General features: G+C 69.1%; 26 protein-coding genes. 4 read left to right on the top strand and 22 right to left on the bottom strand.

Annotated features, from left to right (window positions below; translation table 11 throughout):
- Nucleotides 1–24 precede the first annotated feature (24 nt).
- The 10 genes from DEJ31_RS02600 to DEJ31_RS02645 form a co-directional block, all read right to left on the bottom strand.
- Nucleotides 25–795 (bottom strand): alpha/beta hydrolase, encoded by a 771-nt coding sequence (locus DEJ31_RS02600; protein WP_111043855.1) that lies wholly within the window; start codon nucleotides 793–795, stop codon nucleotides 25–27.
- The gene (locus DEJ31_RS02605; protein ID WP_181421432.1) at nucleotides 792–1,097 is read right to left on the bottom strand and encodes a hypothetical protein; all 306 of its coding nucleotides are present in this window, start codon (nucleotides 1,095–1,097) and stop codon (nucleotides 792–794) included. Before DEJ31_RS02605 ends, DEJ31_RS02600 begins: the two co-directional genes overlap by 4 nt.
- Nucleotides 1,098–1,109: 12 nt before the next feature.
- On the bottom strand, nucleotides 1,110–2,084 hold the full coding sequence (locus DEJ31_RS17495) for a transglycosylase SLT domain-containing protein (RefSeq protein WP_258366087.1): 975 nt from the start codon (nucleotides 2,082–2,084) through the stop codon (nucleotides 1,110–1,112).
- A gap of 104 nt (nucleotides 2,085–2,188) precedes the next feature.
- Nucleotides 2,189–2,737 carry a DivIVA domain-containing protein gene (locus DEJ31_RS02615; protein WP_110902053.1) on the bottom strand — a complete coding sequence of 183 codons (549 nt, stop codon included), beginning with the start codon at nucleotides 2,735–2,737 and terminating at the stop codon, nucleotides 2,189–2,191.
- 86 nt (nucleotides 2,738–2,823) lie between these two features.
- Nucleotides 2,824–3,816 carry a phosphatidate cytidylyltransferase gene (locus DEJ31_RS02620; RefSeq protein ID WP_111043856.1) on the bottom strand — a complete coding sequence of 331 codons (993 nt, stop codon included), beginning with the start codon at nucleotides 3,814–3,816 and terminating at the stop codon, nucleotides 2,824–2,826.
- The gene (frr, locus tag DEJ31_RS02625) at nucleotides 3,816–4,370 is read right to left on the bottom strand and encodes a ribosome recycling factor (protein ID WP_111043857.1); all 555 of its coding nucleotides are present in this window, start codon (nucleotides 4,368–4,370) and stop codon (nucleotides 3,816–3,818) included. Before frr ends, DEJ31_RS02620 begins: the two co-directional genes overlap by 1 nt.
- A gap of 54 nt (nucleotides 4,371–4,424) precedes the next feature.
- Entirely contained in the window at nucleotides 4,425–5,144 is a 720-nt protein-coding gene (pyrH, locus tag DEJ31_RS02630) for a UMP kinase (protein ID WP_110902050.1), read from the bottom strand.
- Between the two features lie 105 nt (nucleotides 5,145–5,249).
- A complete protein-coding gene (gene tsf, locus DEJ31_RS02635; RefSeq protein WP_110902049.1) occupies nucleotides 5,250–6,077 on the bottom strand; it encodes a translation elongation factor Ts in 828 nt (275 codons plus the stop codon).
- A gap of 90 nt (nucleotides 6,078–6,167) precedes the next feature.
- A complete protein-coding gene (gene rpsB / locus DEJ31_RS02640; protein ID WP_110902048.1) occupies nucleotides 6,168–7,094 on the bottom strand; it encodes a 30S ribosomal protein S2 in 927 nt (308 codons plus the stop codon).
- A gap of 269 nt (nucleotides 7,095–7,363) precedes the next feature.
- Entirely contained in the window at nucleotides 7,364–8,806 is a 1,443-nt protein-coding gene (locus tag DEJ31_RS02645; protein WP_258366090.1) for a sugar porter family MFS transporter, read from the bottom strand.
- 364 nt (nucleotides 8,807–9,170) lie between these two features.
- Between DEJ31_RS02645 and DEJ31_RS17080 the strand changes: the two genes are divergently transcribed.
- The gene (locus DEJ31_RS17080) at nucleotides 9,171–9,704 is read left to right on the top strand and encodes a murein hydrolase activator EnvC (RefSeq protein ID WP_181421431.1); all 534 of its coding nucleotides are present in this window, start codon (nucleotides 9,171–9,173) and stop codon (nucleotides 9,702–9,704) included.
- On the opposite strand, the gene DEJ31_RS02655 is transcribed toward DEJ31_RS17080, so the two are convergent.
- Together DEJ31_RS02655 and DEJ31_RS17500 are read right to left on the bottom strand one after the other, a co-directional pair.
- Nucleotides 9,689–10,675, bottom strand: coding sequence for a tyrosine recombinase XerC (locus DEJ31_RS02655; protein ID WP_375537607.1), 987 nt, complete (start codon nucleotides 10,673–10,675; stop codon nucleotides 9,689–9,691). The two genes, DEJ31_RS17080 and DEJ31_RS02655, sit on opposite strands and share 16 nt — an antisense overlap.
- A 72-nt stretch (nucleotides 10,676–10,747) precedes the next feature.
- On the bottom strand, nucleotides 10,748–11,215 hold the full coding sequence (locus DEJ31_RS17500; protein WP_258366091.1) for a DNA-processing protein DprA: 468 nt from the start codon (nucleotides 11,213–11,215) through the stop codon (nucleotides 10,748–10,750).
- A 61-nt stretch (nucleotides 11,216–11,276) separates the two neighbouring features.
- Here DEJ31_RS17500 and DEJ31_RS02665 point away from each other — a divergent pair, with 61 nt between their 5' ends.
- Complete coding sequence (locus DEJ31_RS02665) at nucleotides 11,277–11,999, top strand: hypothetical protein (protein ID WP_146243085.1); 723 nt, start codon at nucleotides 11,277–11,279, stop codon at nucleotides 11,997–11,999.
- Nucleotides 12,000–12,089: 90 nt separating this feature from the next.
- On the opposite strand, the gene DEJ31_RS17410 is transcribed toward DEJ31_RS02665, so the two are convergent.
- Nucleotides 12,090–12,416, bottom strand: coding sequence for an AlpA family transcriptional regulator (locus DEJ31_RS17410; RefSeq protein ID WP_220034841.1), 327 nt, complete (start codon nucleotides 12,414–12,416; stop codon nucleotides 12,090–12,092).
- A 632-nt stretch (nucleotides 12,417–13,048) separates the two neighbouring features.
- On the opposite strand from DEJ31_RS17410, the gene DEJ31_RS02675 reads away from it, so the two are divergent.
- Together DEJ31_RS02675 and DEJ31_RS02680 are read left to right on the top strand one after the other, a co-directional pair.
- On the top strand, nucleotides 13,049–13,666 hold the full coding sequence (locus DEJ31_RS02675; RefSeq protein ID WP_111121131.1) for a hypothetical protein: 618 nt from the start codon (nucleotides 13,049–13,051) through the stop codon (nucleotides 13,664–13,666).
- Nucleotides 13,659–14,768 carry an XRE family transcriptional regulator gene (locus DEJ31_RS02680; protein WP_181433442.1) on the top strand — a complete coding sequence of 370 codons (1,110 nt, stop codon included), beginning with the start codon at nucleotides 13,659–13,661 and terminating at the stop codon, nucleotides 14,766–14,768. Before DEJ31_RS02675 ends, DEJ31_RS02680 begins: the two co-directional genes overlap by 8 nt.
- A 412-nt stretch (nucleotides 14,769–15,180) precedes the next feature.
- On the opposite strand, the gene DEJ31_RS02685 is transcribed toward DEJ31_RS02680, so the two are convergent.
- The 9 genes from DEJ31_RS02685 to DEJ31_RS02720 all read right to left on the bottom strand — a co-directional run bounded on the left by DEJ31_RS02685 (nucleotide 15,181) and on the right by DEJ31_RS02720 (nucleotide 21,239).
- On the bottom strand, nucleotides 15,181–15,483 hold the full coding sequence (locus DEJ31_RS02685; protein WP_146243086.1) for a hypothetical protein: 303 nt from the start codon (nucleotides 15,481–15,483) through the stop codon (nucleotides 15,181–15,183).
- Complete coding sequence (locus DEJ31_RS02690; RefSeq protein ID WP_111121134.1) at nucleotides 15,480–15,863, bottom strand: P27 family phage terminase small subunit; 384 nt, start codon at nucleotides 15,861–15,863, stop codon at nucleotides 15,480–15,482. Before DEJ31_RS02690 ends, DEJ31_RS02685 begins: the two co-directional genes overlap by 4 nt.
- A gap of 397 nt (nucleotides 15,864–16,260) precedes the next feature.
- Complete coding sequence (locus DEJ31_RS02695; protein WP_111121135.1) at nucleotides 16,261–16,491, bottom strand: helix-turn-helix domain-containing protein; 231 nt, start codon at nucleotides 16,489–16,491, stop codon at nucleotides 16,261–16,263.
- 82 nt (nucleotides 16,492–16,573) lie between these two features.
- Complete coding sequence (locus DEJ31_RS16810; protein ID WP_146243087.1) at nucleotides 16,574–16,948, bottom strand: hypothetical protein; 375 nt, start codon at nucleotides 16,946–16,948, stop codon at nucleotides 16,574–16,576.
- A gap of 106 nt (nucleotides 16,949–17,054) precedes the next feature.
- Nucleotides 17,055–17,312: a hypothetical protein gene (locus tag DEJ31_RS02700; protein ID WP_111121136.1), complete on the bottom strand. Its 258-nt coding sequence runs from the start codon at nucleotides 17,310–17,312 to the stop codon at nucleotides 17,055–17,057.
- A 9-nt stretch (nucleotides 17,313–17,321) separates the two neighbouring features.
- The gene (locus tag DEJ31_RS17090; protein ID WP_111121137.1) at nucleotides 17,322–18,020 is read right to left on the bottom strand and encodes a hypothetical protein; all 699 of its coding nucleotides are present in this window, start codon (nucleotides 18,018–18,020) and stop codon (nucleotides 17,322–17,324) included.
- Nucleotides 18,021–18,149: 129 nt separating this feature from the next.
- Nucleotides 18,150–18,932, bottom strand: coding sequence for a hypothetical protein (locus DEJ31_RS02710; RefSeq protein ID WP_111121138.1), 783 nt, complete (start codon nucleotides 18,930–18,932; stop codon nucleotides 18,150–18,152).
- Complete coding sequence (locus DEJ31_RS02715; RefSeq protein ID WP_111121139.1) at nucleotides 18,929–19,240, bottom strand: hypothetical protein; 312 nt, start codon at nucleotides 19,238–19,240, stop codon at nucleotides 18,929–18,931. The genes DEJ31_RS02710 and DEJ31_RS02715 overlap by 4 nt, the downstream gene beginning before the upstream one ends.
- Nucleotides 19,241–19,712: 472 nt before the next feature.
- On the bottom strand, nucleotides 19,713–21,239 hold the full coding sequence (locus DEJ31_RS02720) for a recombinase family protein (RefSeq protein WP_181433443.1): 1,527 nt from the start codon (nucleotides 21,237–21,239) through the stop codon (nucleotides 19,713–19,715).
- Nucleotides 21,240–21,252 lie beyond the last annotated feature (13 nt).

Here is a 21,252-nt window from a genome sequence, read left to right on the forward strand (position 1 = left end):
GCCCCGTCCTCGGACGGGGCCGGGCTACGGGCGCTGGTCGTCCGCGGGCCAGTGGGTCGGCAGCGGAGCGCTGCCCGGGACGACGAGATCGGCGATCGCGTCAAGGACGATCCGCACGTACTTCTCCCCCACCCACAGGTGCTTCGCCCCCGCAACGGGAACGACCCGGACCGTCGGGGCGATGGCGAACCGTCGGGCTGCCTCGTCGGGCTGCAGGAAGTCGTCGTGCTCGGGGACGAGGGCGACCACCGGCACCTCGACCGCGGCCCAACGCGCGAGTTCCTCGTCGGAGGTCCGGTGCAACGGCGGCGACAGCAGGACCACACCGGCGACGTGCCCCGCCTCGACGTGCTCGAGGGCGTGCTTGAGGACGACCTCCGTGCCGAACGACCAGCCGACCAACCACGGCGTCGGCAGCCGCCGCTCGACGACGTCGTGCACGGCGGCACGGAGGTCGAACCCCTCGGACACGCCGTCGCCGAAGACACCCTCCGAGGTACCGCGAGGTGAGGTGACCGATCGGAAGTTGAAGCGCAGCACCGCGATGTCGGCCAGCGCGGGCAGGCGCGCGGCGGCCTTCTTCAGGACGTGTGAGTCCATGAAGCCCTGCGCAGTCGGCAGCGGGTGCAGGGCGACGACGGTTCCCCGCGCGGGCCGGTCGAGCGGTTCTGCCAACTCGCCGACGAGGGTCAGGTGGTCGTCGGTGACGAGCTCGATGTCGGTACGAGTGGCGGGAAGGACCGTGCCGGACCGGATCTCGGCGCTGTCTGCGGTGGGTGCAGGCTCGGACGTCATGCGATGCTCCAGCAGTGGTGGTGCCAGTGCCGCCGCGCTGCCAGGTCGGCTGCGTCGCCGAGGACGCCGTCCGCACGCCAGACCACGACGTGTGCGACGCCGGGCTCGATCGTCAGGCCGCAGCCCGGGCAGAGGTACTCCTTCTGCGCGGACGCTGCCGAGATCGGCTGGACCGACCACTCGCGACCACGCCGGTGTTCGGTGCGCCGCCAGCCGTTGAGCATGCGGTTGAAGCCGGAGTCCTCCGGCTCGACGTCATGACCACGACCGCGAGGGCTCCGCGGCCGGTTGCTCCGCGGCACCCCGATCGCCGATCAGTACCAGTTGTACGAGACGCTGTGCGCCCAGGCGCCACAGGGAGTGCCGTAGACACCGGTGATGTAGTTGAGACCCCAGGTGATCTGCGTGGCCGGGTTGGTCTGCCAGTCGGCACCGGCGGATGCCATCTTGCTGCCCGGCAGCGACTGCGGGATGCCGTACGCGCCACTCGGGTTGTAGGCGTTGACCCGCCAGCCGGACTCCTTGTTCCACAGGGAGACGAGGCAGCTGTACTGGTCGTTGCCCCAACCGCGAGCGGCGACCATCTGCTGGCCGATGGCCTGGGCGCTGCCCGGGTCCGGCGTGGCCACGGGCGCGACCGGCGTGCTGGCGACCGGCTTCTGGGCGGACGTCGACGTCGTCGCCACGTCAGTGTCGGTCGCGTCGGTGTCCGGCGACGCGGTGGGGCTCGGCGTCGGTACCGGCTTCGGCGCCGGCTTGGTCACGTCGAAGCCGTCACGCGCTGCGTCGAAGTCGCCGTACGTGCCGTGCGCCGAGAACTGCTGCGGCACCGAGATCGGTGCCGGTGCCAGCACGGGCGCGGCCGACGCGGCGTCCGTCTGCATCGGGTTGAAGAGCGACCCGCCGACGAAGGCAGACACCGCGAAGAAGGAGAGCACGGGGATCGTCGAGCGCTGCCGGACGAAGCCCCCGAAGGACCGCGGCGCCGACGGCTTGACCGGGGCGACCGCGCGGCTGCGTGCACGACGCACGACACGCGGTGCGGTGAGGGTCGGCGCGACGGCGGCACGGGCCGCGGAGGCGTCCGAGACACGGTTCGCCGCGACGGACACCGGCGCGATGACGGGAGCGACGTGCTGCTGCGCCTGCGGTGCGGTCACCGGACGGGCGACCGAGGTCTCCGTCGTGCGGATTCGGTTCTTCGCCGCTCGGCGCTCACTGACGATCGCGAGATCGTCCGGTGCGCGGGTTCCGCGGTCGGATCGGTTGTCTGCCGTGTGCCTGCCCATGAGTCTGTCCAGGATAACGGAACGATCACGGAAAGCGAAGCACCTGACCCAGGTGAGTCGGTCCGGTGCGGACGGGAGGCCCGGTGCAGGTCCTCGAGGCGGCCTCAGCGGACGGCGAGCATGACCTCGATGACGGCGTCGAGCAGTGCGTCGACCTGGGCTTCGCGGTACCCGCCGTGCTTCGGACGGAACACGACGGATCGCACCTCGGTCAGGCTCAGCGGCTTGCCGTCCTTGAAGTACCCGTGCAGCCGACGGGAGAACGCGTCCACGTCCTTCGGGTGGTACCCGGTCGTCAGGAAGTTGACCCGCTGGAACCGCTGCGCGTCGGGACGTCCCAGTCGCGCGACGACGTCCGAGGCCTTCCCCCGCGCCTCCGCGTACCAGGCCTTCTGGCCGACGTCCGCGATCTCGCGCTCACGCTCACGGGCGGCGAAGGCGTCCTCCAGTCGCTCGAGCGCGGCGTCGACGTGCACGGTCGAGTACCCGCCCTTCTTCATCGAGAAGGCCGTCGCACGGATCTTGGCGGCCTCGATCCCCGGGGCGCTGTCGTTGGCGGTGTACGCGCGACGAGCGTCTTCGAGGAAGTGATCGACCTCGTCGGAGTCGTAGCCGAGGACCGAGCGGGGGGCAGTCGGGAACGTCGATGGCACGGCGCCATTGTGCCAGGCTCCGACCAGTGCGCCACCTGGACGCGCGGGGCCGTCCGCTCAGGAGGAGCGACGGGGCGAGCAGACTGTCAGTGGTTGACGACGAGGTACATCAGGTACGCGATGGCCGCGGACGGCAGGATGCTGTCGATCCGGTCGAGCAGTCCCCCGTGGCCGGGCAGGAACGACGAGATGTCCTTGATGCCCAGGTCTCGCTTGATCATCGACTCGGTGAGGTCGCCGAGGGTGGCGGACCCGGAGATCAACACCCCGAGGATGATCCCGGTCCACCAGGGCAGACCGAGCATGAGCCAGGTGACCAGGATGCCGACGACGATGCTCGCACCGACCGAGCCGCCGAAGCCCTCCCAGGTCTTCTTCGGGCTGATCCGCGGAGCCATCGGGTGCTTGCCGAGGTTGATGCCGGTGGCGTAGGCCCCGGTGTCCACGGCGACGACCACGAGGATGAACCCGACGACCCAGAGCTGCCCCTGTTCCTGCGCGGACAGCAGCACCACGCAGGCGCCGAGCAGGGTCACGTACGCCTGGACGAACAGGCCGTTCGTCAGGTCCCGCGCCACGCTCGCCGCCGGCGGCTTCGAGCGCGACACCGCGACCTCGACGAGACGCCAGAGCGAGATGAACACGACACCGCCGAGCAGCGTGAACAGCGCCCAGATCTGCCCGCCCAGGAACGCCGCCGGCACCGTGGCGATCGCGACCGCGACGCTCGGGATCCGGGGGACGTCACGACCGGCGAACCGCATCGCGCTCGCCAGTTCGTAGACGCCGAGCCCGAGCAGGAACGCGGCCACGACCATGAACGACGGGGTGTACAGCAGCAGCGACCCGAGCATGACCACCGCGAACGCCAGGGCGATCGCGATGGCTGCCGGCAGGTTCCGTCCGGTCCGCGCTGTCAGTGCCTCGTTCCGCGCACCGAACTCGGCACGGCGCTGACGGATCTGCGCCTCGAAGTCGTTCCGGGCCGCCCTCGCCCGCGCGTCGAAGTCCTGTCGGAACCCCGACGTGCGGCGGTCATCAGATGTGGGGCGGTCGTCGCCCTGGTCGGGACGGCGCATCAGACCTCGAGGAGTTCGGCTTCCTTCTTCTTCAGCGCCTCGTCGATCTGGTCGACGTGCTTCTTCGTCAGGGCGTCGAGCTCCTTGTCGCTGCGGGCGATGTCGTCGTCGGACACCTCGCCCTTCAGCGCGTCGAGGTCGTCCTTCGCCTTGCGTCGGATGTTGCGGAGGACGACCTTGTGGTCCTCACCCTTGCTCTTGACGATCTTCACGAACTCCTTGCGGCGCTCGGCCGAGAGCTCGGGGATCGTCACACGGACGATCTCGCCGTCGTTGGTCGGGCTCGCACCGAGGTTCGGGAAGGTCGCGATGGCACGTTCGATCTCCTTGAGCGCCGTCTTGTCGTACGGCGTCACGATGAGCGTGCGGGCTTCCGGCGTCTGCAGGGACGCGAGCTGCGCGAGGGGGGTCGGGGACCCGTAGTACTCGACCGGGATCTTCTGGAAGAGCGCGGCGTTGATGCGTCCGGTGCGCACGGTGCCGAAGTCGTCCTTCGCCACGTCGACGGCCTTCGCCATCTTCTCGGTCGCATCGGTCATGACGTCACTGATCACGGTGGTTCTCCTTCGGTACGGGTCGAGTCTAGTCAGTCGGCGGCGGTGCGCCGGTCAGTTGCTGACGACGGTGCCGATGCGCTCGCCCTGGATCGCGGCGCGGACGTTGCCCTCGCCCTCCATGCCGAAGACGTGCATCGGCATGCCGTTGTCCATGCAGAGCGAGAACGCCGTTGCGTCGACGACCTTGAGGCCCTTGAGCAGCGCGTCCTGGTAGGTGACGTGGTGCAACTTCTCGGCGGTCGGGTCCTTCTTGGGGTCCGCGGAGTACACGCCGTCGACGCCGTTCTTGGCCACGAGCACCTCGTCGGCACCGATCTCGAGCGCACGCTGCGCCGCGACGGTGTCGGTCGAGAAGTACGGCAGGCCCGCGCCCGCGCCGAAGATGACCACACGGCCCTTCTCGAGGTGACGCTCGGCACGCCGCGGGATGTACTGCTCGGCAACCTGGGTCATGCTGATCGCCGACTGCACGCGCGTGGCGGCGCCGGCCTGCTCGAGGAAGTCCTGCAGCGCGAGGGCGTTCATGACGGTGCCGAGCATCCCCATGTAGTCGGCGCGACCGCGGTCCATGCCGCGCTGCGACAGCTCGGCGCCGCGGAAGAAGTTGCCACCGCCGACGACGATCGCGACCTCGACCTCTCGGGCGGCGCTGGCGATCTGCTTCGCGATGGTGCTGATGACGTCCGGGTTGACGCCCAGGGATCCGGCACCGAACGCCTCTCCCGACAGCTTCAGCAGGACTCGTCGGCGTCCGGTCTTCTCGTCGGTCATGTCGGGGCACCCTTCGTCGTGGTCTCGTGGAAATGTACTCGGTGCGCGGGGGCGCACGACAACGGGGCCAGGAACCGGTTGGTTCCTGGCCCCGTCATGGGTTCGTTACGCGCCGACCTTGACGCGGGCGAAGCCCTGGATCGTGATGCCGGCGTTCTCGGCGGCCTTCGCGACGGAGATCTTGTTGTCCTTCGCGTAGTCCTGGTCGAGGAGCGAGATGCCCTTGATGAAGGCGTTGACGCGGCCCTCGACGATCTTCGGGAGCGCAGCCTCGGGCTTGCCCTCTTCGCGCGTGATCGCCTCGACGGTCGCGCGCTCCTTCTGGATGGCCTCGGTCGGGACCTCGGCGCGCGTCAGGTACGACGGGTTCGCGAACGCGACGTGCTGCGCGATCGAACGCGCCTCGGCGGCGTTGTCACCCTCGTACGCGACGACGACGGCGATCTGCGGCGGCAGGTCCTGGCTCGTCTTGTGCAGGTAGATCTCGAAGGCCGAGCCCTCGACACGGCGGACCGTGCGGACCTCGAGCTTCTCGCCGAGTGCGGCGGCGTTCTCGTTGACGACCTCGAGCACCGTCTTGCCGTCGAGCGGCGCGGCGTTCGCGGAGGCGACGTCGGTGGCCCCGGCAGCGGCGACCGCTCCGAGCACCTTGTCGGCCAGGGTCGTGAACTTCTCGTTCTTGGCGACGAAGTCGGTCTCGCTGGCGAGCTCGACGACGGTGGCGGCACCGTTGTCGGCCGATGCCACGACGACACCTTCCGAGGTCGCACGGTCGTCGCGCTTGGCGACCGCCTTCGCGCCCTTGATGCGGAGCAGTTCGACGGCCTTGTCGTAGTCGCCGTCAGCCTCGACGAGGGCGTTCTTGGCGTCCATCATGCCGGCGCCGAGGTCCTCGCGGAGCTTCTTCACGTCAGCAGCGGTGAAGTTTGCCATTGCCTGGAGTCCTTTCTGGACTGTGCGTGTGTGGAGAGTGGGGAGCGGAGCAGGGGCGCCGGACCGGTGACGGTCCGGCGCCCCGGGTGCTCACTCGGCGGGGGTGGCCTCCGCAGCGGCGGCGGCCTCGGCCGTCGGCTCGGCGTTCTTGTCGGCGTCGGCGATCGGCTCGCCGATCTCCTTCGCCGCGGCCTGTGCGTCGGCGTCGTTCTCCTGGACGGTCGCGCCCTCCGGAGCGGCGTCGGCGGCCGGGGTCGCGCTGTCGCCACCGAGGAGCTCCTGCTCCCACTCGGCGAGCGGCTCGGCGGCTGCGTCGTCGTCGCCACCGTTGTGACGGGCCTTCAGACCCTCGGCCGCCGCGTCGGCGACGATGCGGGTGAGGAGACCGACGGAGCGGATCGCGTCGTCGTTGCCCGGGATCGGGTACGTGATCTCGTCCGGGTCGCAGTTGGTGTCGAGGATGCCGATGATCGGGATCCCGAGCTTCTGCGCCTCGTCGACGGCGAGGTGCTCCTTCTTGGTGTCGACGATCCAGAGCGCGCTCGGGGTCCGCGTGAGGTTGCGGATACCACCGAGGGTCTTGTGGAGCTTGTCCAGCTCGCGCTTCTTGATGAGGAGCTCCTTCTTGGTGAAGCCCTTCGTCGTGTCGTCGAAGTCGATCTCCTCGAGCTCCTTCATGCGCGCGAGGCGCTTGGAGACCGTCTGGAAGTTCGTGAGCAGACCGCCGAGCCAACGCTGGTTGACGTACGGCTGGCCGACGCGGGTCGCCTGCTCGGCGATGGAGCCCTGCGCCTGCTTCTTGGTGCCCACGAAGAGGATCGTGCCACCGTGCGAGACCGTCTCCTTGACGAAGTCGTACGCGCGGTCGATGAAGGCCAGCGACTGCTGCAGGTCGATGATGTGGATGCCGGAGCGCTCAGCGAGGATGAATCGCTTCACCTTCGGGTTCCACCGACGGGTCTGGTGTCCGAAGTGGACGCCGCTGTCGAGCAGCTGGCGGATGGTGACGACGGCCATGTGCCGTCCTCCTTCTGTCTTCTAGGCGCACGGCATGACCGTGCACCTGGTGCGGTTGTGTCGACCACGACCGGAGGTCATGGTCCCTGGTGCCCTGACACACAGCCGCCCGCTCGCGAGAGCGGGACCGATGACCGTGTGTACTGCGTGGACACGCGAAGTCAGCGCGCTCGGCGCGCTGCTGGGGAAATGCTAACAGAAGGGAGGCCCGGATCACGCGAGCCGAGCGGCTGACCTGATCCGGGCCTCCCGGACGGGGACGGAGCGGATCAGGACTTGGCGCTCACGGCGTCGCCCTCGGCGCTGATGCCCATCTCCTCGAGGGAGCGGCCCTTCGTCTCGGGGATCTTCGCGATGACGAAGAAGAGCGAGAGCAGGGCGAACAGCGCGTAGATGCCGTACGTGACCGTGAGGTTGAAGCCGGAGAGCACCGGGAACGAGATCGTGACGATGAAGTTCGCGATCCAGTTGGCGGCCGAGCCGACGCCGAGCGCTGTGGCTCGGATGCGGTTCGGGAACATCTCACCGAGCAGGACCCACATGAGCGGACCCCAGGTGGCGCCGAACGACACGACGAACAGGTTCGCGAAGACCAGCGCGATGACGCCCCACGCTCCGGGGAGCTGCGGTTCGCCGTTCACGATCGAGGCCTGCGAGAAGGCGATCGCCACCATCGTCAACGACACGAACATGCCCGCGGAACCCGCGATGAGCAGCGGCTTCCGACCGACCTTGTCGACCAGGAAGATCGCGATGAAGGTGACGGCGACGTTGACCACCGAGGTGATCGTCGAGATGAGGAAGGACTGCTCCTCCTTGAACCCGACCGCCTGCCAGAGCGTCGTCGAGTAGTAGAAGATCACGTTGATGCCGACGAACTGCTGCAGCACGGCCAGGATGATGCCGACCCAGACGATCGGCTGGAGCCCGAAGCGGTTGCCCCGGATGGAGCCCTTCTTCTCGTTGGCTTCCTTCTTGATGCCGTCCTGGATCTCCTCCAGGCTCGTGTTCACCGTGTCGCGCGGGACGATCTTGCCCATCACCTCGCGCGCGTCGTCGCTCCGGCCCTTCGTGAGCAGGTAGCGCGGCGACTCCGGCAGGGTGATCGCGAGGACGCCGTAGACGATCGACGGGATCACACCGACCAGGAACATCCAGCGCCAGGCGGCGAGGCCCAGGACCTCTGAGGACGCACTGCCAGCGGTCACGGCGAACAGCTGGTCGGAGAGCAGCGCGGCGAAGATGCCGAGCGTGATGGCGAGCTGCTGGAACGACGCCAGACGCCCGCGGATGGCCTTCGGTGAGACCTCGGAGATGTACGCCGGTGCGATGACCGAGGCGGTGCCGATGCCGAGGCCACCGACGAGGCGCCAGATGACGAGGTCCCAGGTCGCGAATGCGAACGCGCTGCCGATCGAGGACACGAAGAACAGGACGGCGGCCCAGAACATGATCTTGGTGCGGCCGAAGCGGTCGGCGAGGCGGCCGGCGAAGTAGGCGCCGAAGGCGCAGCCGATGAGGGCCGAGGCGACCGCGAAGCCGCTGGCGGCGTCGGAGAGGTCGAACTCACCCTTGATCGCGTCGACCGCACCGTTGATCACGGATGAGTCGAAGCCGAAGAGGAAGCCACCGACCGCCGCCGCGATGGCGAACAGTGTGACCTTCCCCTTGAACGCACGGTCGTCGCCGTGTCCGGTGGTCGTGGTCGACACGATGCTCCTGGGTTCCCGCCGCCGTGCCGGGTGCTGCACGGTGCCCCGGCGGTCGGCTGGATCGCCGTCCGAGCGGCGTTGCGGTGTCCGGAGCGGCCCCGACAGTACCCCTTCCGCGACTGCTCAGCACATCAGGTGTGGTGCAGTCCGACCTGTCCTGCACCGGACGGGAGGCCCGGGTCGCCCTCCACAGACCGCGTCCGGTCGGCCCCGTGGCCGCGTCGGACGCGGGAACGTGGACGCGCAGGTCGGGATGCGGGAAGGGCGGAAGCGGGAGGACGGGATGCGGGAGGTCGGGATGCGACGGTGCGAGGCGGCATGGCAGGTGGGGGTCCGTGCGGGTCCGGTGCCTCCGGGGAGGGCCGTGCTCGTGGTACTGGCGGTGCTGGTGACAGCGGTGCTGATCGTCCTGCTGGTGCTCGTCGCCGGCACCGGCGCCGCATCGGACCCGGCGCAGCACGCGGCCCCCGGGTCACCGGCACCGTGGTCGTGGCCGACGACGACCCGGGTCGTCCTCCGGCCGTGGGACGCTCCCGCCACCGACTACGGGCCGGGCCACCGCGGGCTCGACGTCCCGGCCCCACCCGGCACCCCGGCGACGGCACCAGCGGACGGCATGGTGGCGTTCGCCGGGCAGGTCGGCGGACGGACGGTCGTCACGATCGACCACGGCGGCGGGCTGGTGAGCACACTCGACCCGGTCGAGCCGTCGGTGTCAGCGGGGACGCTCGTCCGTCGGGGCGATCGAGTCGGGACGGTCGGCGCCGGGCACTGCCCGCTGACGACGTCGTGCCTGCACCTCGGTGCCCGGGTCGACGGCGCGTACGTCGACCCGTTGCCGCTGCTGCCGAGCCCCGCGTGGCCGGTGCTGCTGCCGGACCGTCAGGCGCGGGGGTGAGCGGTGCGGTAGACCTCGCGGAGCCGGGCCGACGAGACGTGGGTGTAGATCTGCGTCGTGCCGAGGCTCGCGTGCCCGAGGAGCTCTTGCACCGCACGGAGGTCCGCTCCCCCGTCGAGCAGGTGCGTCGCCGCGGTGTGCCGGAAGGTGTGCGGTCCGCTCGGGCCCTCACCGGGCAGCGCCTCGAGGAGCCGGGCGACGACACGGTAGGCGCTCCGGGTGCCGAGTCGGGCCCCCCGGTCGCCGAGGAACAGGGCGGTGCCCGCCGAACCGGCTGCGTGTGAGGCTCCGACCGCGCCCGCGGCTCCGGCTGCCGCTGCGGCGAGCACCGGGCGTCCGCGGTCGAGCCACGCTTCGAGGGCGTCGTGTGCCGGGACACCGAACGGCACGACCCGCTCCTTGCCGCCCTTGCCCAACACGCGGACGGTCAGCCGGGTCCGGTCGACGTCCCCGAGGTCGAGCCCCACGAGTTCGCTCACCCGGATGCCGGCGGCGTAGAGCAGTTCGACGACGGCGCGGTCGCGGAGCGCTGCCGGATCGTCATCCGCGGCACGGACGGCGAGCCCGTGGAGCATCGAGCGCACCTGGTCCTGCGCGACGACCCGGGGCAGGTGCGCAGCGCCCTTCGGAGCCCGGAGCCGGACGCCCGGGTCCACCGTCAGGACACCGGTCTCGCTCGCCCACCGGGTGAAGGCCCGGACCGAAGCGCTGCGTCGGGCGATCGTCGACCGCGCGAGGCCGCGTTCCGTCGCTGCCCAGAGCCAGTCCCGGAGCACCTCGAGCGTGAGACCCGCCGCCGAGACGACCTGGCGCTCGGCCGCGAACGCCACGAGGTCGTCGAGGTCGGCGCGGTACGCCCGGACGGTCTGCTCGCTGAGGCCCCGACCGTGCCGACAGTGGCCCAGGAACACCCGGACGACGTCGCCGAGCATGCCGCGCTGTCGCTCCCGGTCGCCCTCGGTGTCCCGCATGACGCCAGGGTAGGCGCGCCGGGCGGGCTCGCGCATCGACGCGCCCGCGCCGGACTCGTCCCGCCGCCCGCGTCACGAGGTCGTCCATCCGCCGGGGCCGTGCTGCACCAGACCCTGCAGCTCCGCGAGCGCCAGGGCGTCCGTGGTGTCGACGAGGGACAACCCCGACCGCCGAGCCACCTCGTCCGCCGGTGTCGGCCGACGCGGAGCGAGGGCGTCGACCACGCGGAGCACCTCCGGGTCGATCCGCGCGCCCGCGATCGGGACCTCGGCCCCGGCGACGATCCGGTCCCCGGAGCACAGGCGCACCGCCGTCTCCGCCGGGTCGCGGGGCTGCACCACGAGCTCGGCACGCCGGTCCGCGATCAGTCGGTGACATCCGACCGACGCGGACGACGAGTACGGGCCGGGCACGGCGAACACCGGCCGTCCGAGCTGTCCGGCGTGGTTCGCGGTGTTGAGCGCCCCGGATCGGGCTCCGGCCTCGACGATCACGGTCGTGGTCGCGAGGGCCGCGATCAACCGGTTGCGGGCAAGCAAGATCAGTTAGACGGTTTGCAACTCGCCCGTGCGTTCTTCCTCCGCGATATGATCTGAGGCTATGTCGAACCCTGCTAGCGAGCTTGCCACCCTCTTCGAAAGCTGGGTCGTCCCATCGGGCTCAACCCCTCGAAGCGTGCGCGCAGGGGACAACGATGCCCTGTCGTTTTGGCGGGACCAGGCGCGGGCCGTAACGCTCGTGCGCGACTGCGATGCGGCGGTTCAGGCGATGGAGCGCGCTGGGATTGAGGTGCGCGGTCTCGCTTACTACGTAGACGAGTGGTATGCCGCCGCGTTCAGCGAGAACCTAGGCTGGAGGGCTGGAGCGAACGGGGCTTCCGCTCCCATCGGCAAGTCGGCGCTGCTCGCACTTCACCAGCTATCGCCTTGGATGGCGAGGAACTGGGGCGGGTCTGTAACCGCTGCACAGCGCCACGACTTCAGCCGGGTGTTGAAGGAACTTGACGACCTCATGGCAGAGGTCGGCGCGGACCTGACGGAAGATGAGCGCTCCTACGTCCTCAAGCTTCTGTCCGCGGCAAGGGCATTGCTGGAAGAACGATCCGTCCTGTCGGACTCGGACCTCCGGGACCACTTGGACGTCCTGAACGGCGCGCTGCTTCGTGCGGCGGGAAGCTTGTCAACGGCCGGCAAGATGGACAAAGCCAAGAAGCTGCTTGATGTCGTCGGACAGCTTGTCGTCATCGCGGGAGGGCTGGCCACGACAGGTCAAACTGCACTCGATGCGGGGAAAGCCTTCCTCCACGCCATCGGTGGGGCATAGAACCACGACAAGCCCCCGGCCTCGGGTTGAGGTCGGGGGCTGTACGTTGCTCGCGACGGCCGGGGATACGTACTTCACTCCCGGCCTGTCTTACGCGGCGGGCAGGGCTGCGATGTAGCGGTTGACCTCGGACTCGCGGACCCGGCGTGCGGTGCCGAGCGACACGCTTGCGAGCGCGTTGTCGTCGAGCAGCCGGTACACGGTTGCGCGGGACACGGCGAGGCGGACCTGCACGTCGGGGATGGCGAGCAGCATGTCGGCCGGGGCGTTGGTTTGCCAGGCGAGACATGCGGGGTCGAGGTAGCCCGCGTTTAGGTCAGCGGCAGCGAGTTCCGCGGTGTCTGCGTCGAGAAACGCCGCGGTCGCGCCGGTGGTGGTGTCGATGACGTTGGCTGCGTCGGTGGCGTAGAGCTGCATGGTTGGTGCCTCCCGGTGACTCTTGGCGTCGCACCTTGCGGCACCGGCAGCACCATAAAGCAAGTCTACCCAGTGTGGCAAATATCACACGCTAGCCGGTTGGGCCTAGTCGGCTAGTACGCGTAGTCGAGACCCGGCACGAATCGGGATGGTTCTTGTGGGGCGCTTGGGTGCGTGCCGTACTGCTGCGCGCGGCGGAGCGTCGCGAGGTCGCCGCCGCGAGCCTGAGCTTCGCGCACAGCGCGAGGGGTGTGCGCGGATGCGGCCTTGGTATCCGGTAGGGAGAGTCTGAGCATCGTGAACCTTCTCGTTCTTGGTAAGTAGCGCGGAGCGAGCGAACGCGGTCGGAGTCGGCGCTGCGCACGTTGGTGCCGCCGCCCACGGAGTGTCGCGGCGCGCAGCGGAGTGCTGAGCCGGGACGAGCGCAAGCGACGTGCGGGGTGGATGACTTGGGGCGCTAAGTACTCATGTCGGTCAGCATCCCTTCGAGTGCGGGTGGAGGACAGCACCTCGGTCAACCGTGGGCTCCCGAGCCGGCTGGTTTGTCGCGCCGGGTGTTACATGTGGGCGCGTAATACCCACCAAGGTGCTAGTCTGCATATAAACCGGCCGGATGTAACCCTGGAGGCACCATGGACGAGTTCACTCGACAGCTGATCCAGCGCGAGGCGAGCTCCCTGAGCCCGTCGCTCTTTGGTTGCCTCGATGAGGCCGTCGCGTCCGCCGCGGGCCTGCCCTACCCGCGCGACCGGTTCCCGCACGCTCATGCAATGCACGTGCGTGCAGTTTTCCGGGGGGCGTTGGAACACGAGGAGTTGCCCGAAGGGTGGACTGTGACCGGCAACACGCGTTCCACCGGCCAGACGTTCCTGACGAACGTCCAGTACGGGACCACGCTTCGCCTGCTGTCCGAGAGTCGCGTCACGATGAACGGCGTTCCTCACGCCGGAACCAGCCGGGCGCGACGAGCGCAGTGGGCACAGTTTGCGTTCTTCGGTGCGGAGGAGGTTGCCCGCCGCCATCGTGACCTGCTCCTTCTCATGGACACCCGTGCGGAGGAGCCGTCCTTGCGCATCGTGCACCCGATCGAGGAAGGCAAGTACAAGGGGAAGGTCGCGTGTGACTTCCTCGTTTCGATGATCCGTGAGTTCGATGACGTCGGGAACGCAGTGTTCGACACCGAAGAGGAGCACCTGGACTTCTTCGCGAACGTCGAGGGCGAGGACGAGGCGGGCCTTGGTGATGTCTGACGCCTTCAACGGTGCCCGGCTCGAAACTCTTCGACACATTCATGGCCTTACCCAGCGAGAGCTGGGCTCTCGAATCGGGGTAACGCAGTCTCAGCTCTCCCGGATCGAACGGGGGGATGCGACCCTGTCCGCAGAACTCGCAGCAGTGGCGAGCTCCAGCTTCTCCGAGCCATTGGAGTTCTTCCGGGTAACGCCATCGCTGGCAACAGCCGGCCCCACTGCGTTCCGACGCAAGTCGACCATGCGTGCCGCGGAGCGTGACCGTGTCACGGCACTCTACAGAGAGGCCTCCCGCGCGTTCGCAACTGTCAGCGACCGATCCGGGTATCACGAGTTCACGGCTAACTTCGATGGAAGATTTGACGACCCGGAGTCAGCTGCGTCAGCCGTTCGCGTTGAGGCGGGCCTCTCTGGGGATCAGCCGGTCCGGAACGTTACGCGGCTGATGGAACGACTCGGCGTCGGTGTCGTTGCGGACCTTGATGTCCGGCCTGACGGGGACAGTGCGTCCGAGGTCTCGGGGATCACCGCGCCGTCGTTGCATAATCACCGGCCACTGGTTGCCACGCTTTCCATCGGGCGAGGCGACGTGCAGCGCCTCACTCTCGCGCATGAGTTGGGACACCTCATTCTCGATCGGAATGCGCCAACTGTAAGTTGTTCGACTCGGAGCCCGCAGGAGCAAGCGGCGTTCGCGTTCGGGCGCGCGCTACTCATGCCTCCCTCAACGGTGCGTAGCCGGGTCAGGGAGTCGTCCACCCTGAAGCAACTGCTCGGGCTCAAGTCCGAGTTCGGTATCTCTGTGGGCGCGATCGTCTACTACGCGAATCGACTGGGGGTCATCAGCGACGCGAGGGCACGGACACTCCAGATTCAGATAGCCTCCCGAGGCTGGCGCGACCAGGAACCTGTGGAGGTCGTACCGGAGCGACCGATGCTGTTCAAGCAAGCGCTCACCAAGGTCTATCCAGCGGGGCCCTTCGCGGCCTCCCACGGTTTGGGGATTGAGCCGTCTCGCTTGCGCCAGTGGCTCGGAGCCGCAGCTGCTGACGATGACGGGCTGGCGCTAGCCGGGAACGTCACCCCGCTGAGGTTCCGCTGAGCCGCAAGACCCCAGAGACCTTCCGCGCGTCCGGTCTTCGCACAGGGGTCAAGTTCGCGCCTACGCGGAGGTGCCGTTGGCCGGGTTGCCTTCACCAGCCACAACGCGGGACGCGGCAAGGCTGAAGTAATGCGGCCGGGCCGCCGGCGCGACAGCCCGTCATGCTCTGGGTCATCCTTCGGGAACGGCTGGCGGCGGGCTTCGTGGAGGACAGCCGCCAGCTCGCTCAGGTCGCAGTGCGATGTCCACGAACTCGGAAGCGGTTGCGCCGTGGTCGGTGCGCTTGACAACGCGAGGGAAGACGCCGCTGTGGATGCGGAAGCAGTGTCCACGCCAGTAGAGGAGGCCGAGTAGTCGGGCATGAGCGCCTAGGCCCGCTCGGTGGGACCAAGGCGGGACTGATGAGTGGTAGCTAGCTGCGAGCGAGCGCGGCGCGTAGGTGATCGTCGGCGCTCGGCTCACGCGCCATGAGGGCGCGTAGGTCGGCGAACGCCAGCGGTGAGGGGCCAGCCTGAGCCGGTCCGGCGTTGTGGAGCAGTGCTCGCATGGCGATGTCGGCGACCTCGGCGCGCGTCGCGCCGGAGCCGATGCGCACGTCGTCTGCGTAGGCGACGGCGACGGCGGCGGCAGCGTCGAGCGTCGTCGGCAGGGCGCGGAGCCGGAGCATCGGCAGGGGGCCGACACGGGGCAGCGTGGGAACGTCTACGGCAATCATCGGGTGGTCCGGCCGGTGCGGTTGAGGCCCGCCTGCTGGCGCTTCTCGGCGCGAGACTGCACCGGCGACAGGCGATCGAGGATCGACGCGGCGGCGGTCCGGAGCTGGCGGACTTCGGAGACGAGAGGATGAGCGACGAGCTGGCCGGTCGAGCCGGGGACCGTCGAACCGTCGGCTCGGATCGTCCGGTCGTATCGGTCGGCGGTAGCGATCATCGTGCATGCCTGATGAAGCGACGACAGGTCAGCACCGGCGATGGCGGGGCGCTCGGCGAGGATGCGCGCGTGGGCGCGCTTGGCCTCGGCGCTCCAGTGGCGCGGAAGCGCCGGAGCCGCGTCGTCGTCCGGCACGGCCATCGGCACGTAGAGGTCGGAGGTCATGGGGTATCCGTTCGGGGGTGAGGGGCGACGCGAGGGCGGCAGCGGCGACTAGCGGTGCTCTGAGTCGCGGTTTCTGCACCCGACTAGGGGACGTCGTGTTCGGGGAAAGCCCAGATGAGAGGCCAGTGCGACTCTGGGAGGGCTTCAAAAACCAGAGGGCGCACGAGACATACACGGAAGCGCTATGCCGTCCCGATCAGGGCGACCGGGGCGGGGAGGAGTCCGACGCGCTCGGGCGGGCCGCGGTGAGCCTGGACGTGCGCGCCGTCCTGGCGATCGATCAACGCGTGCGCACGCGAACGATGCGAACACGCGCGCGTCGCTGGCACTCGTTGAGGCGGACACACGAACGCCGCCAGCCGATGCGTGGGATCGGTGGCGGCGTTCGCTCTTGTTGCTAGTACCAGGTCGGATTGAGCTGTTTGGTCGTCGTCTGTGCATCGACATACTGTGCGAGGTCGCTCGGCCGATAGCGCTTCTGGCCGCCGAGATAGAAGTACGGCAGGCCATACTGCGACGAGAGCACGCCGACGTGTGCACGCGTCGTGCCGAGCATGCTGGCTGCCTGGGCGGTGGTCAGTGCCAGGGGCAGGGCCTCGGCGGGGGGCTGACTGGTGGTTGCGGGCATTGGGTGCTCCCTATCTGTCGGCCGCGGTGCGGCTGGTTCGTTGACAGACGAGAAATCGCCCGGATGAGTGCGAGTGGCCCGACTACACCGCTTGGGTCCTGCGGCTCGCGCGCGTCTGGTGGTCCTTGCAGTAGACGGGTCGCGGAGCCGTCGGCTTGTCCCAGTTGCGGAACTTGCCGCAGTGCGCACACGGGATGCGGTAGCGCATGCCCGCGACCGGCCTGAGCGTCGGTCGTCGCGGCGGCTCGGACGTTGGGCCGGCCTGCGGACGCGGGGCGAGCAGTGATGCGAGGACGTTGGTGGGCAGTGCGGGTGTCAGCCCGTAGCGGCCGGGGACCACGACGGCGATACCGTCGCGGGCGAGGCGGTCGGCGCGACGTTGCCGGTCGGCGCGCGACTCACGCCCGGGCAGGTCAGGTAGGTCGGCTGGGTGGATTGGCGGGCGGTGCGTGGTCATCGTTCCTCGGGTCATCCGTCCCACTCATCGGAGGTCAGTGGGCGCGGCTTCGGGCGTGGGTACACGGTCACGGATGACGGGTAAGCCGGACGGTCGGGTGAGTGCGTCATCGGCGCGCCTCGCGGATCGCGGCGGCGATGGCCTGAGCGCTGGCGATGCGGGACCGCTCTGCGGTCTGATGCTGTGTCAGGGCGGCGAGCTGCGCGGCGTACAGCACTTCGGGCGTGACGCCCTGCCGGTCGGCTTCGCCGCGGATGACGACTTGCTCACCCCACGTGAGGGCGGAGTACGGGTGGGCTGTGTCGGGCGAGGTATTCACCAGCACGGCGTTGGCGATGGCGCGGGCGTGGTCTGCGGTAGGCATGTCGGTTCCTTACTTGTGAGCGGCGAGCTGTGCGTTGATGGCGTCGAGGTCAACCCCGCGGGCGGCGGGCTGAGGGACCTGCGGGCCGACGTGCTCGGCGTGGGCGACTGCGTCGCGAGCGAACGCGGCGCGCTCTCGCTGCGCGCGGCGCATGGCGTCGGCGATGGCGGGGATGAGGTGATCGACTGCGGCGATCGGGTCGCTGCCGAGTGCGGAAGTGACCGGCCGACCGGCGAGTTCCGACAGGGCGCGGATAGCTTCGAGGTGTTCGACCGCGGCCGTCATTGCCTCGGGCAGCGCGTCGAGGTGAGCGTCGAGGGCTTCGGACGCGGCGGCGACAGCGGTGTCGAGGTTGGCAGGACGCTGACGTCGGAGCGCGGCGTGCGCCTCGGTGTAGCGGTTGGAAGCGACGCTCCAGACAGCAGCGGCGGCGGCTGCGTCGTCGTGCGCGGTCTCCCACTCGTCGATCGAGACGCCGCGGGCGCGCCGGAAGCGGCCGGTCTCCGGGTCGCGACGACCGTCGGTGAGCGCGTCGCGGTGGGCGCGGGCCTCGCGGACACGGGCGTTTGCGGCATCGAGCGCAGCCTTGGCGGCATCGACTCCGGTGCGGTCGCGGCCGATGATGCGGTCTACCTCGGCGGTTGCCTTCGCACGCGCGGCGCTGCGGATGGCCTGCATCCGTGTGTTGGCGTTCAGAGCTTCGGACATGGGGGTGCGGTGTTCCTTATCTGCGTCGGTCCTGCCGACGCTCGGGCTGCGGGTTGGTGCGCGGGCGCGCGAAAGGGCACGGCCGGTGCAGCGGGACCGGGTGTGCGAGGTAGGGGGACGGCTACGCCGTCAGGCGGACACGGTGAAGTAGTAGATGCCGTGTTGCTTGCGCGGGCTGCCGATGCGCGGACGCGTGGCAGCGAGGGCGTAGAGGCGCTGGGGCGACACGTCGAGGCCAGCGTCCAGGGCTTGCGAGTGCAGCTCTGAGCGACGCACGCGGCCTGCCGGAAGCGCATCGAGCCAGTCGGCGACGGCGAGGTCTTCGGAGTCGGGGACGGGGAGCGCCGAGGCGGCGCGGGTGACAGCGGCGCTACGAACGCGCGTGTAGGCGCGGATCGCGAATGCGGTGTGGCCGAGGGCGTCGGCGAGCATGCGGAGCCGCGTCGAGCTGACAGGGGCACCGCTGGCCGGGTCGATCGGGAACGCCGCTTCGAGTGCGTCGGCGTGGGCGTCGCGGTGGTGGTACTCGTCTAGCTCGGCCTCGGTCGAGCTGCGCCAGTCCCCCCGGGGGCGGGCGGCGTCAGCAGCGGCTACAGCGGCGGCGTGGGCGCTGAGCTTCGGGTCGTCGGTCAGAGCTGCACGGAGCCAATCGGCGGCCGTGCTGAGCGCGTCAGCGATAGCGTCGCCGACGTCATACGCCCGGACGCGCGTGCCGTGTCGGCGGTAGACCGTTCGCGCCCCGGGGGTCGCGGTGAAGCCGTCACGGGCGATGTCCGCGGCGAGGACATCGGGGTTAAGGAATCCGAGTAGTAGGGCACCGTCAGGGCTTGTCGGGGAATCGAGTGCGATCGGTGGCGTCGAGTTGAGCGGGTCCGCTGCCCAGTCGATGAGGGATGGCACGGGTATGGTCACCCCCTCGCCTTGGCCTGCACAATGCCGAGCGTTGCTAGTGCGAGCATCGCGCCGAGTAGCGTCGGCTCGATGAGTGCCGATGTGTCCGGCGCGAGCAGCCGGGTACGGAGCGCTTCGATCGCTTCGGGGGTATCGGCATCGGTTGCCGTGGCGGCGAGCGCTGCCAGCTCGGCGGCGAGCTGGTCCTTCCGGGCGGTGCGGCGCTCCGCTGAGGCGAGTGCCCGGCACGAGTCGGTGCAGAACTTGGCGTGCGAGCGAGCGGCCTGGAAGCTACGTCCGCACCGCGCGCACGAGAGCTGATGGCGCATGGGTGGCCTCTCTTGTTGCGGTTGAGCTGTCGGGGGCAAGCGTCACGTTTCGCTTGGTACATATGGGTAATCACCCGTGCGGCCCGCCCTGGCTGAGAACCGCCTGGGATGCGTGATTCCGAACGGTGATACTTCACTCAGGATCACCGGTGCGGTGCAGGTGCGGTGCGGCCAGGGCGGAAAGACTGCCCCTGGATTGCCCCCCAGCCGTAGAGGCGATCCGCAGAAACAGGCCGAACCGAGGACGTCGGGGGGCAAGAGTGGCGCGTTAATGTGCTACAGGACCAGCAACCCGTGCAGTGACGCGCGCACACAGGTACTTGCGTCACTCACGCGGCAACGGGCACCGTGCGGCCGCGGGACGTCACTTCCGGGTGGGTCGTGTCAAGTCGTGGTGGCCCGTTTGCAGGGGTGTTGGAGCCGAGGCCGAGTGACGCGAACGACTAAGCGCACTCGTGTCACTCGGCTGTCCTCACTCGGCGGGGTCGAGGTCGCCAGTCAGCCGGTGTTCTATGATCACGCGGCGCATCCCGCGACCCGGCTGCAACTGCACGTCGAGTAGCGCCCGAATGACCTCACGCTGACGGTCGAGGTCGAGCGCGTCGAATCGTGCGGCGACGCCCTCGCGCACGTCGCTGCCAGCGCGAGCAATCGCGAGCGACGACGGCGAGCGCGTGCTGCCGAGCAGGCCCGCGGCGATCGTCAGTAGCGCGCCTAGTGCTGACTGCTCGGTGCGGAGCCGATCAAGCTCGGCCTCCACGCTCTCTCGTTCAGCGCGTAGCTCGACGAGACGAGCGTGCGCCACCGCGGCCGACAGCAACCCGTCGTCCCGGTCGCGCACGGTCTGAGCTTGTGCGCGCTCGTTAGCCGCGTGACGCCGGAGCAAGCCGCCTACATCCCGCATCGGTTCTGCGCGTGACACGAGCTCAGGCCCACTCGTCGCAATGTCCCAGACCACCGCCGCCCGCACCATCGGTTCGATCGTGCGAGCGAGGATCGACGGGTGTCGGGGCGTCTTGGAGCACCTGTACTCAGTGCGCGTGCGCTTTAGGCCAGCGCCGCACACCGAGCCGTCGTCGTTCCGGTGTCCGCAAGTCACAAGCCCGGACAACAGGTGGCGGCGCGCAGGACCCGGCGTGATTCGGCGCGTCGGATCGAGCACGATAGCGCGTGCGCGCTCAGCATCGTCGGCGGGGACGACGGAGGGCACGTTAGACGATGGCTGCCAGTTGGCCGGGTCACGACGGGCACGTGCTCGCTCCGTTGCCGTCAGCGGGTCACCGTCCTCGTTCGTATCCGGGACTAGGGGCACCATGCCCGAATAGCGTCGATTGAGGATCATGTCCCGGATGCGGGCTGGAATCCATCCTGCGGCCGGATCGTCGCGGCGGGCGGCGGCGCTTGTCGTCATGGGAACGCCCTCGGTCCGAAGGGCGGCGGCAATGCTGTAGATGGTCCCGCCGCCGGCGACGTGTGCGTATACGCGGCGGACGATCGCCGCTTCTGCCTCGCGGACCGTCACGCCGTCCGATTCATACCCGTACAGGCGGCGACCGGGCGTAAGCCTGCCCTGTGAACGCCGATACTGGTTAGCGCGGCGTGTTCGTTCGCCCTTGCGGCGAACCTCAAACCGTGCCAGGGAAGCGGCGAGGCTGGCCCGAAACTCACCATCCGCGGTCGATAGGTCGAGTTCCCCGTCCACAGTGACGACGGCAAGACGGCGTTCGATGAGTCCAAGTAGGTCAGTCTGCGACCGCACTAGCCGGTCGAGGTCCACGGCGACCAGGTGCGTAAAGACGTCTCGGTCTGCGTCGGCCAGTAGTGCGGCCCAATCGGAACCGGCACCGCGGGGCTTGGATGCTGAGCGGTCGTTGTCGCTGTACTCGCGGACGACCTGCCAGCCGCGCGCGGCGACGAGGGCTCGAATGCGCTCTAGCTGACGTTCAATACCCTCGTCGTTGTCCTTCGACTGGCGGGCGTAGATGGCGGCAGCAATCACAGCGCAACGGTAC

It is taken from the genome of Curtobacterium sp. MCPF17_031, assembly GCF_003234035.1.
Lineage (GTDB): Bacteria > Actinomycetota > Actinomycetes > Actinomycetales > Microbacteriaceae > Curtobacterium.

Excerpts from the sequence above, each read along its gene's own strand:
- pyrH (WP_110902050.1), bottom strand. The coding sequence starts at position 5,144 with ATGACCGACGAGAAGACCGGACGCCGACGAGTCCTGCTGAAGCTGTCG.
- DEJ31_RS02675 (WP_111121131.1), top strand. The coding sequence starts at position 13,049 with ATGGACGAGTTCACTCGACAGCTGATCCAGCGCGAGGCGAGCTCCCTG.
- DEJ31_RS17410 (WP_220034841.1), bottom strand. The coding sequence starts at position 12,416 with ATGCAGCTCTACGCCACCGACGCAGCCAACGTCATCGACACCACCACC.
- DEJ31_RS16810 (WP_146243087.1), bottom strand. The coding sequence starts at position 16,948 with ATGACCACGCACCGCCCGCCAATCCACCCAGCCGACCTACCTGACCTG.
- DEJ31_RS17495 (WP_258366087.1), bottom strand. The coding sequence starts at position 2,084 with ATGGGCAGGCACACGGCAGACAACCGATCCGACCGCGGAACCCGCGCA.
- DEJ31_RS02620 (WP_111043856.1), bottom strand. The coding sequence starts at position 3,816 with ATGCGCCGTCCCGACCAGGGCGACGACCGCCCCACATCTGATGACCGC.
- DEJ31_RS02690 (WP_111121134.1), bottom strand. The coding sequence starts at position 15,863 with ATGACCTCCGACCTCTACGTGCCGATGGCCGTGCCGGACGACGACGCG.
- DEJ31_RS02685 (WP_146243086.1), bottom strand. The coding sequence starts at position 15,483 with ATGATTGCCGTAGACGTTCCCACGCTGCCCCGTGTCGGCCCCCTGCCG.
- rpsB (WP_110902048.1), bottom strand. The coding sequence starts at position 7,094 with ATGGCCGTCGTCACCATCCGCCAGCTGCTCGACAGCGGCGTCCACTTC.
- DEJ31_RS02715 (WP_111121139.1), bottom strand. The coding sequence starts at position 19,240 with ATGCGCCATCAGCTCTCGTGCGCGCGGTGCGGACGTAGCTTCCAGGCC.
- DEJ31_RS02665 (WP_146243085.1), top strand. The coding sequence starts at position 11,277 with ATGTCGAACCCTGCTAGCGAGCTTGCCACCCTCTTCGAAAGCTGGGTC.
- DEJ31_RS02700 (WP_111121136.1), bottom strand. The coding sequence starts at position 17,312 with ATGCCTACCGCAGACCACGCCCGCGCCATCGCCAACGCCGTGCTGGTG.
- DEJ31_RS02655 (WP_375537607.1), bottom strand. The coding sequence starts at position 10,675 with ATGCGGGACACCGAGGGCGACCGGGAGCGACAGCGCGGCATGCTCGGC.
- DEJ31_RS02695 (WP_111121135.1), bottom strand. The coding sequence starts at position 16,491 with ATGCCCGCAACCACCAGTCAGCCCCCCGCCGAGGCCCTGCCCCTGGCA.
- DEJ31_RS02600 (WP_111043855.1), bottom strand. The coding sequence starts at position 795 with ATGACGTCCGAGCCTGCACCCACCGCAGACAGCGCCGAGATCCGGTCC.
- DEJ31_RS02680 (WP_181433442.1), top strand. The coding sequence starts at position 13,659 with ATGTCTGACGCCTTCAACGGTGCCCGGCTCGAAACTCTTCGACACATT.
- DEJ31_RS17090 (WP_111121137.1), bottom strand. The coding sequence starts at position 18,020 with ATGTCCGAAGCTCTGAACGCCAACACACGGATGCAGGCCATCCGCAGC.
- tsf (WP_110902049.1), bottom strand. The coding sequence starts at position 6,077 with ATGGCAAACTTCACCGCTGCTGACGTGAAGAAGCTCCGCGAGGACCTC.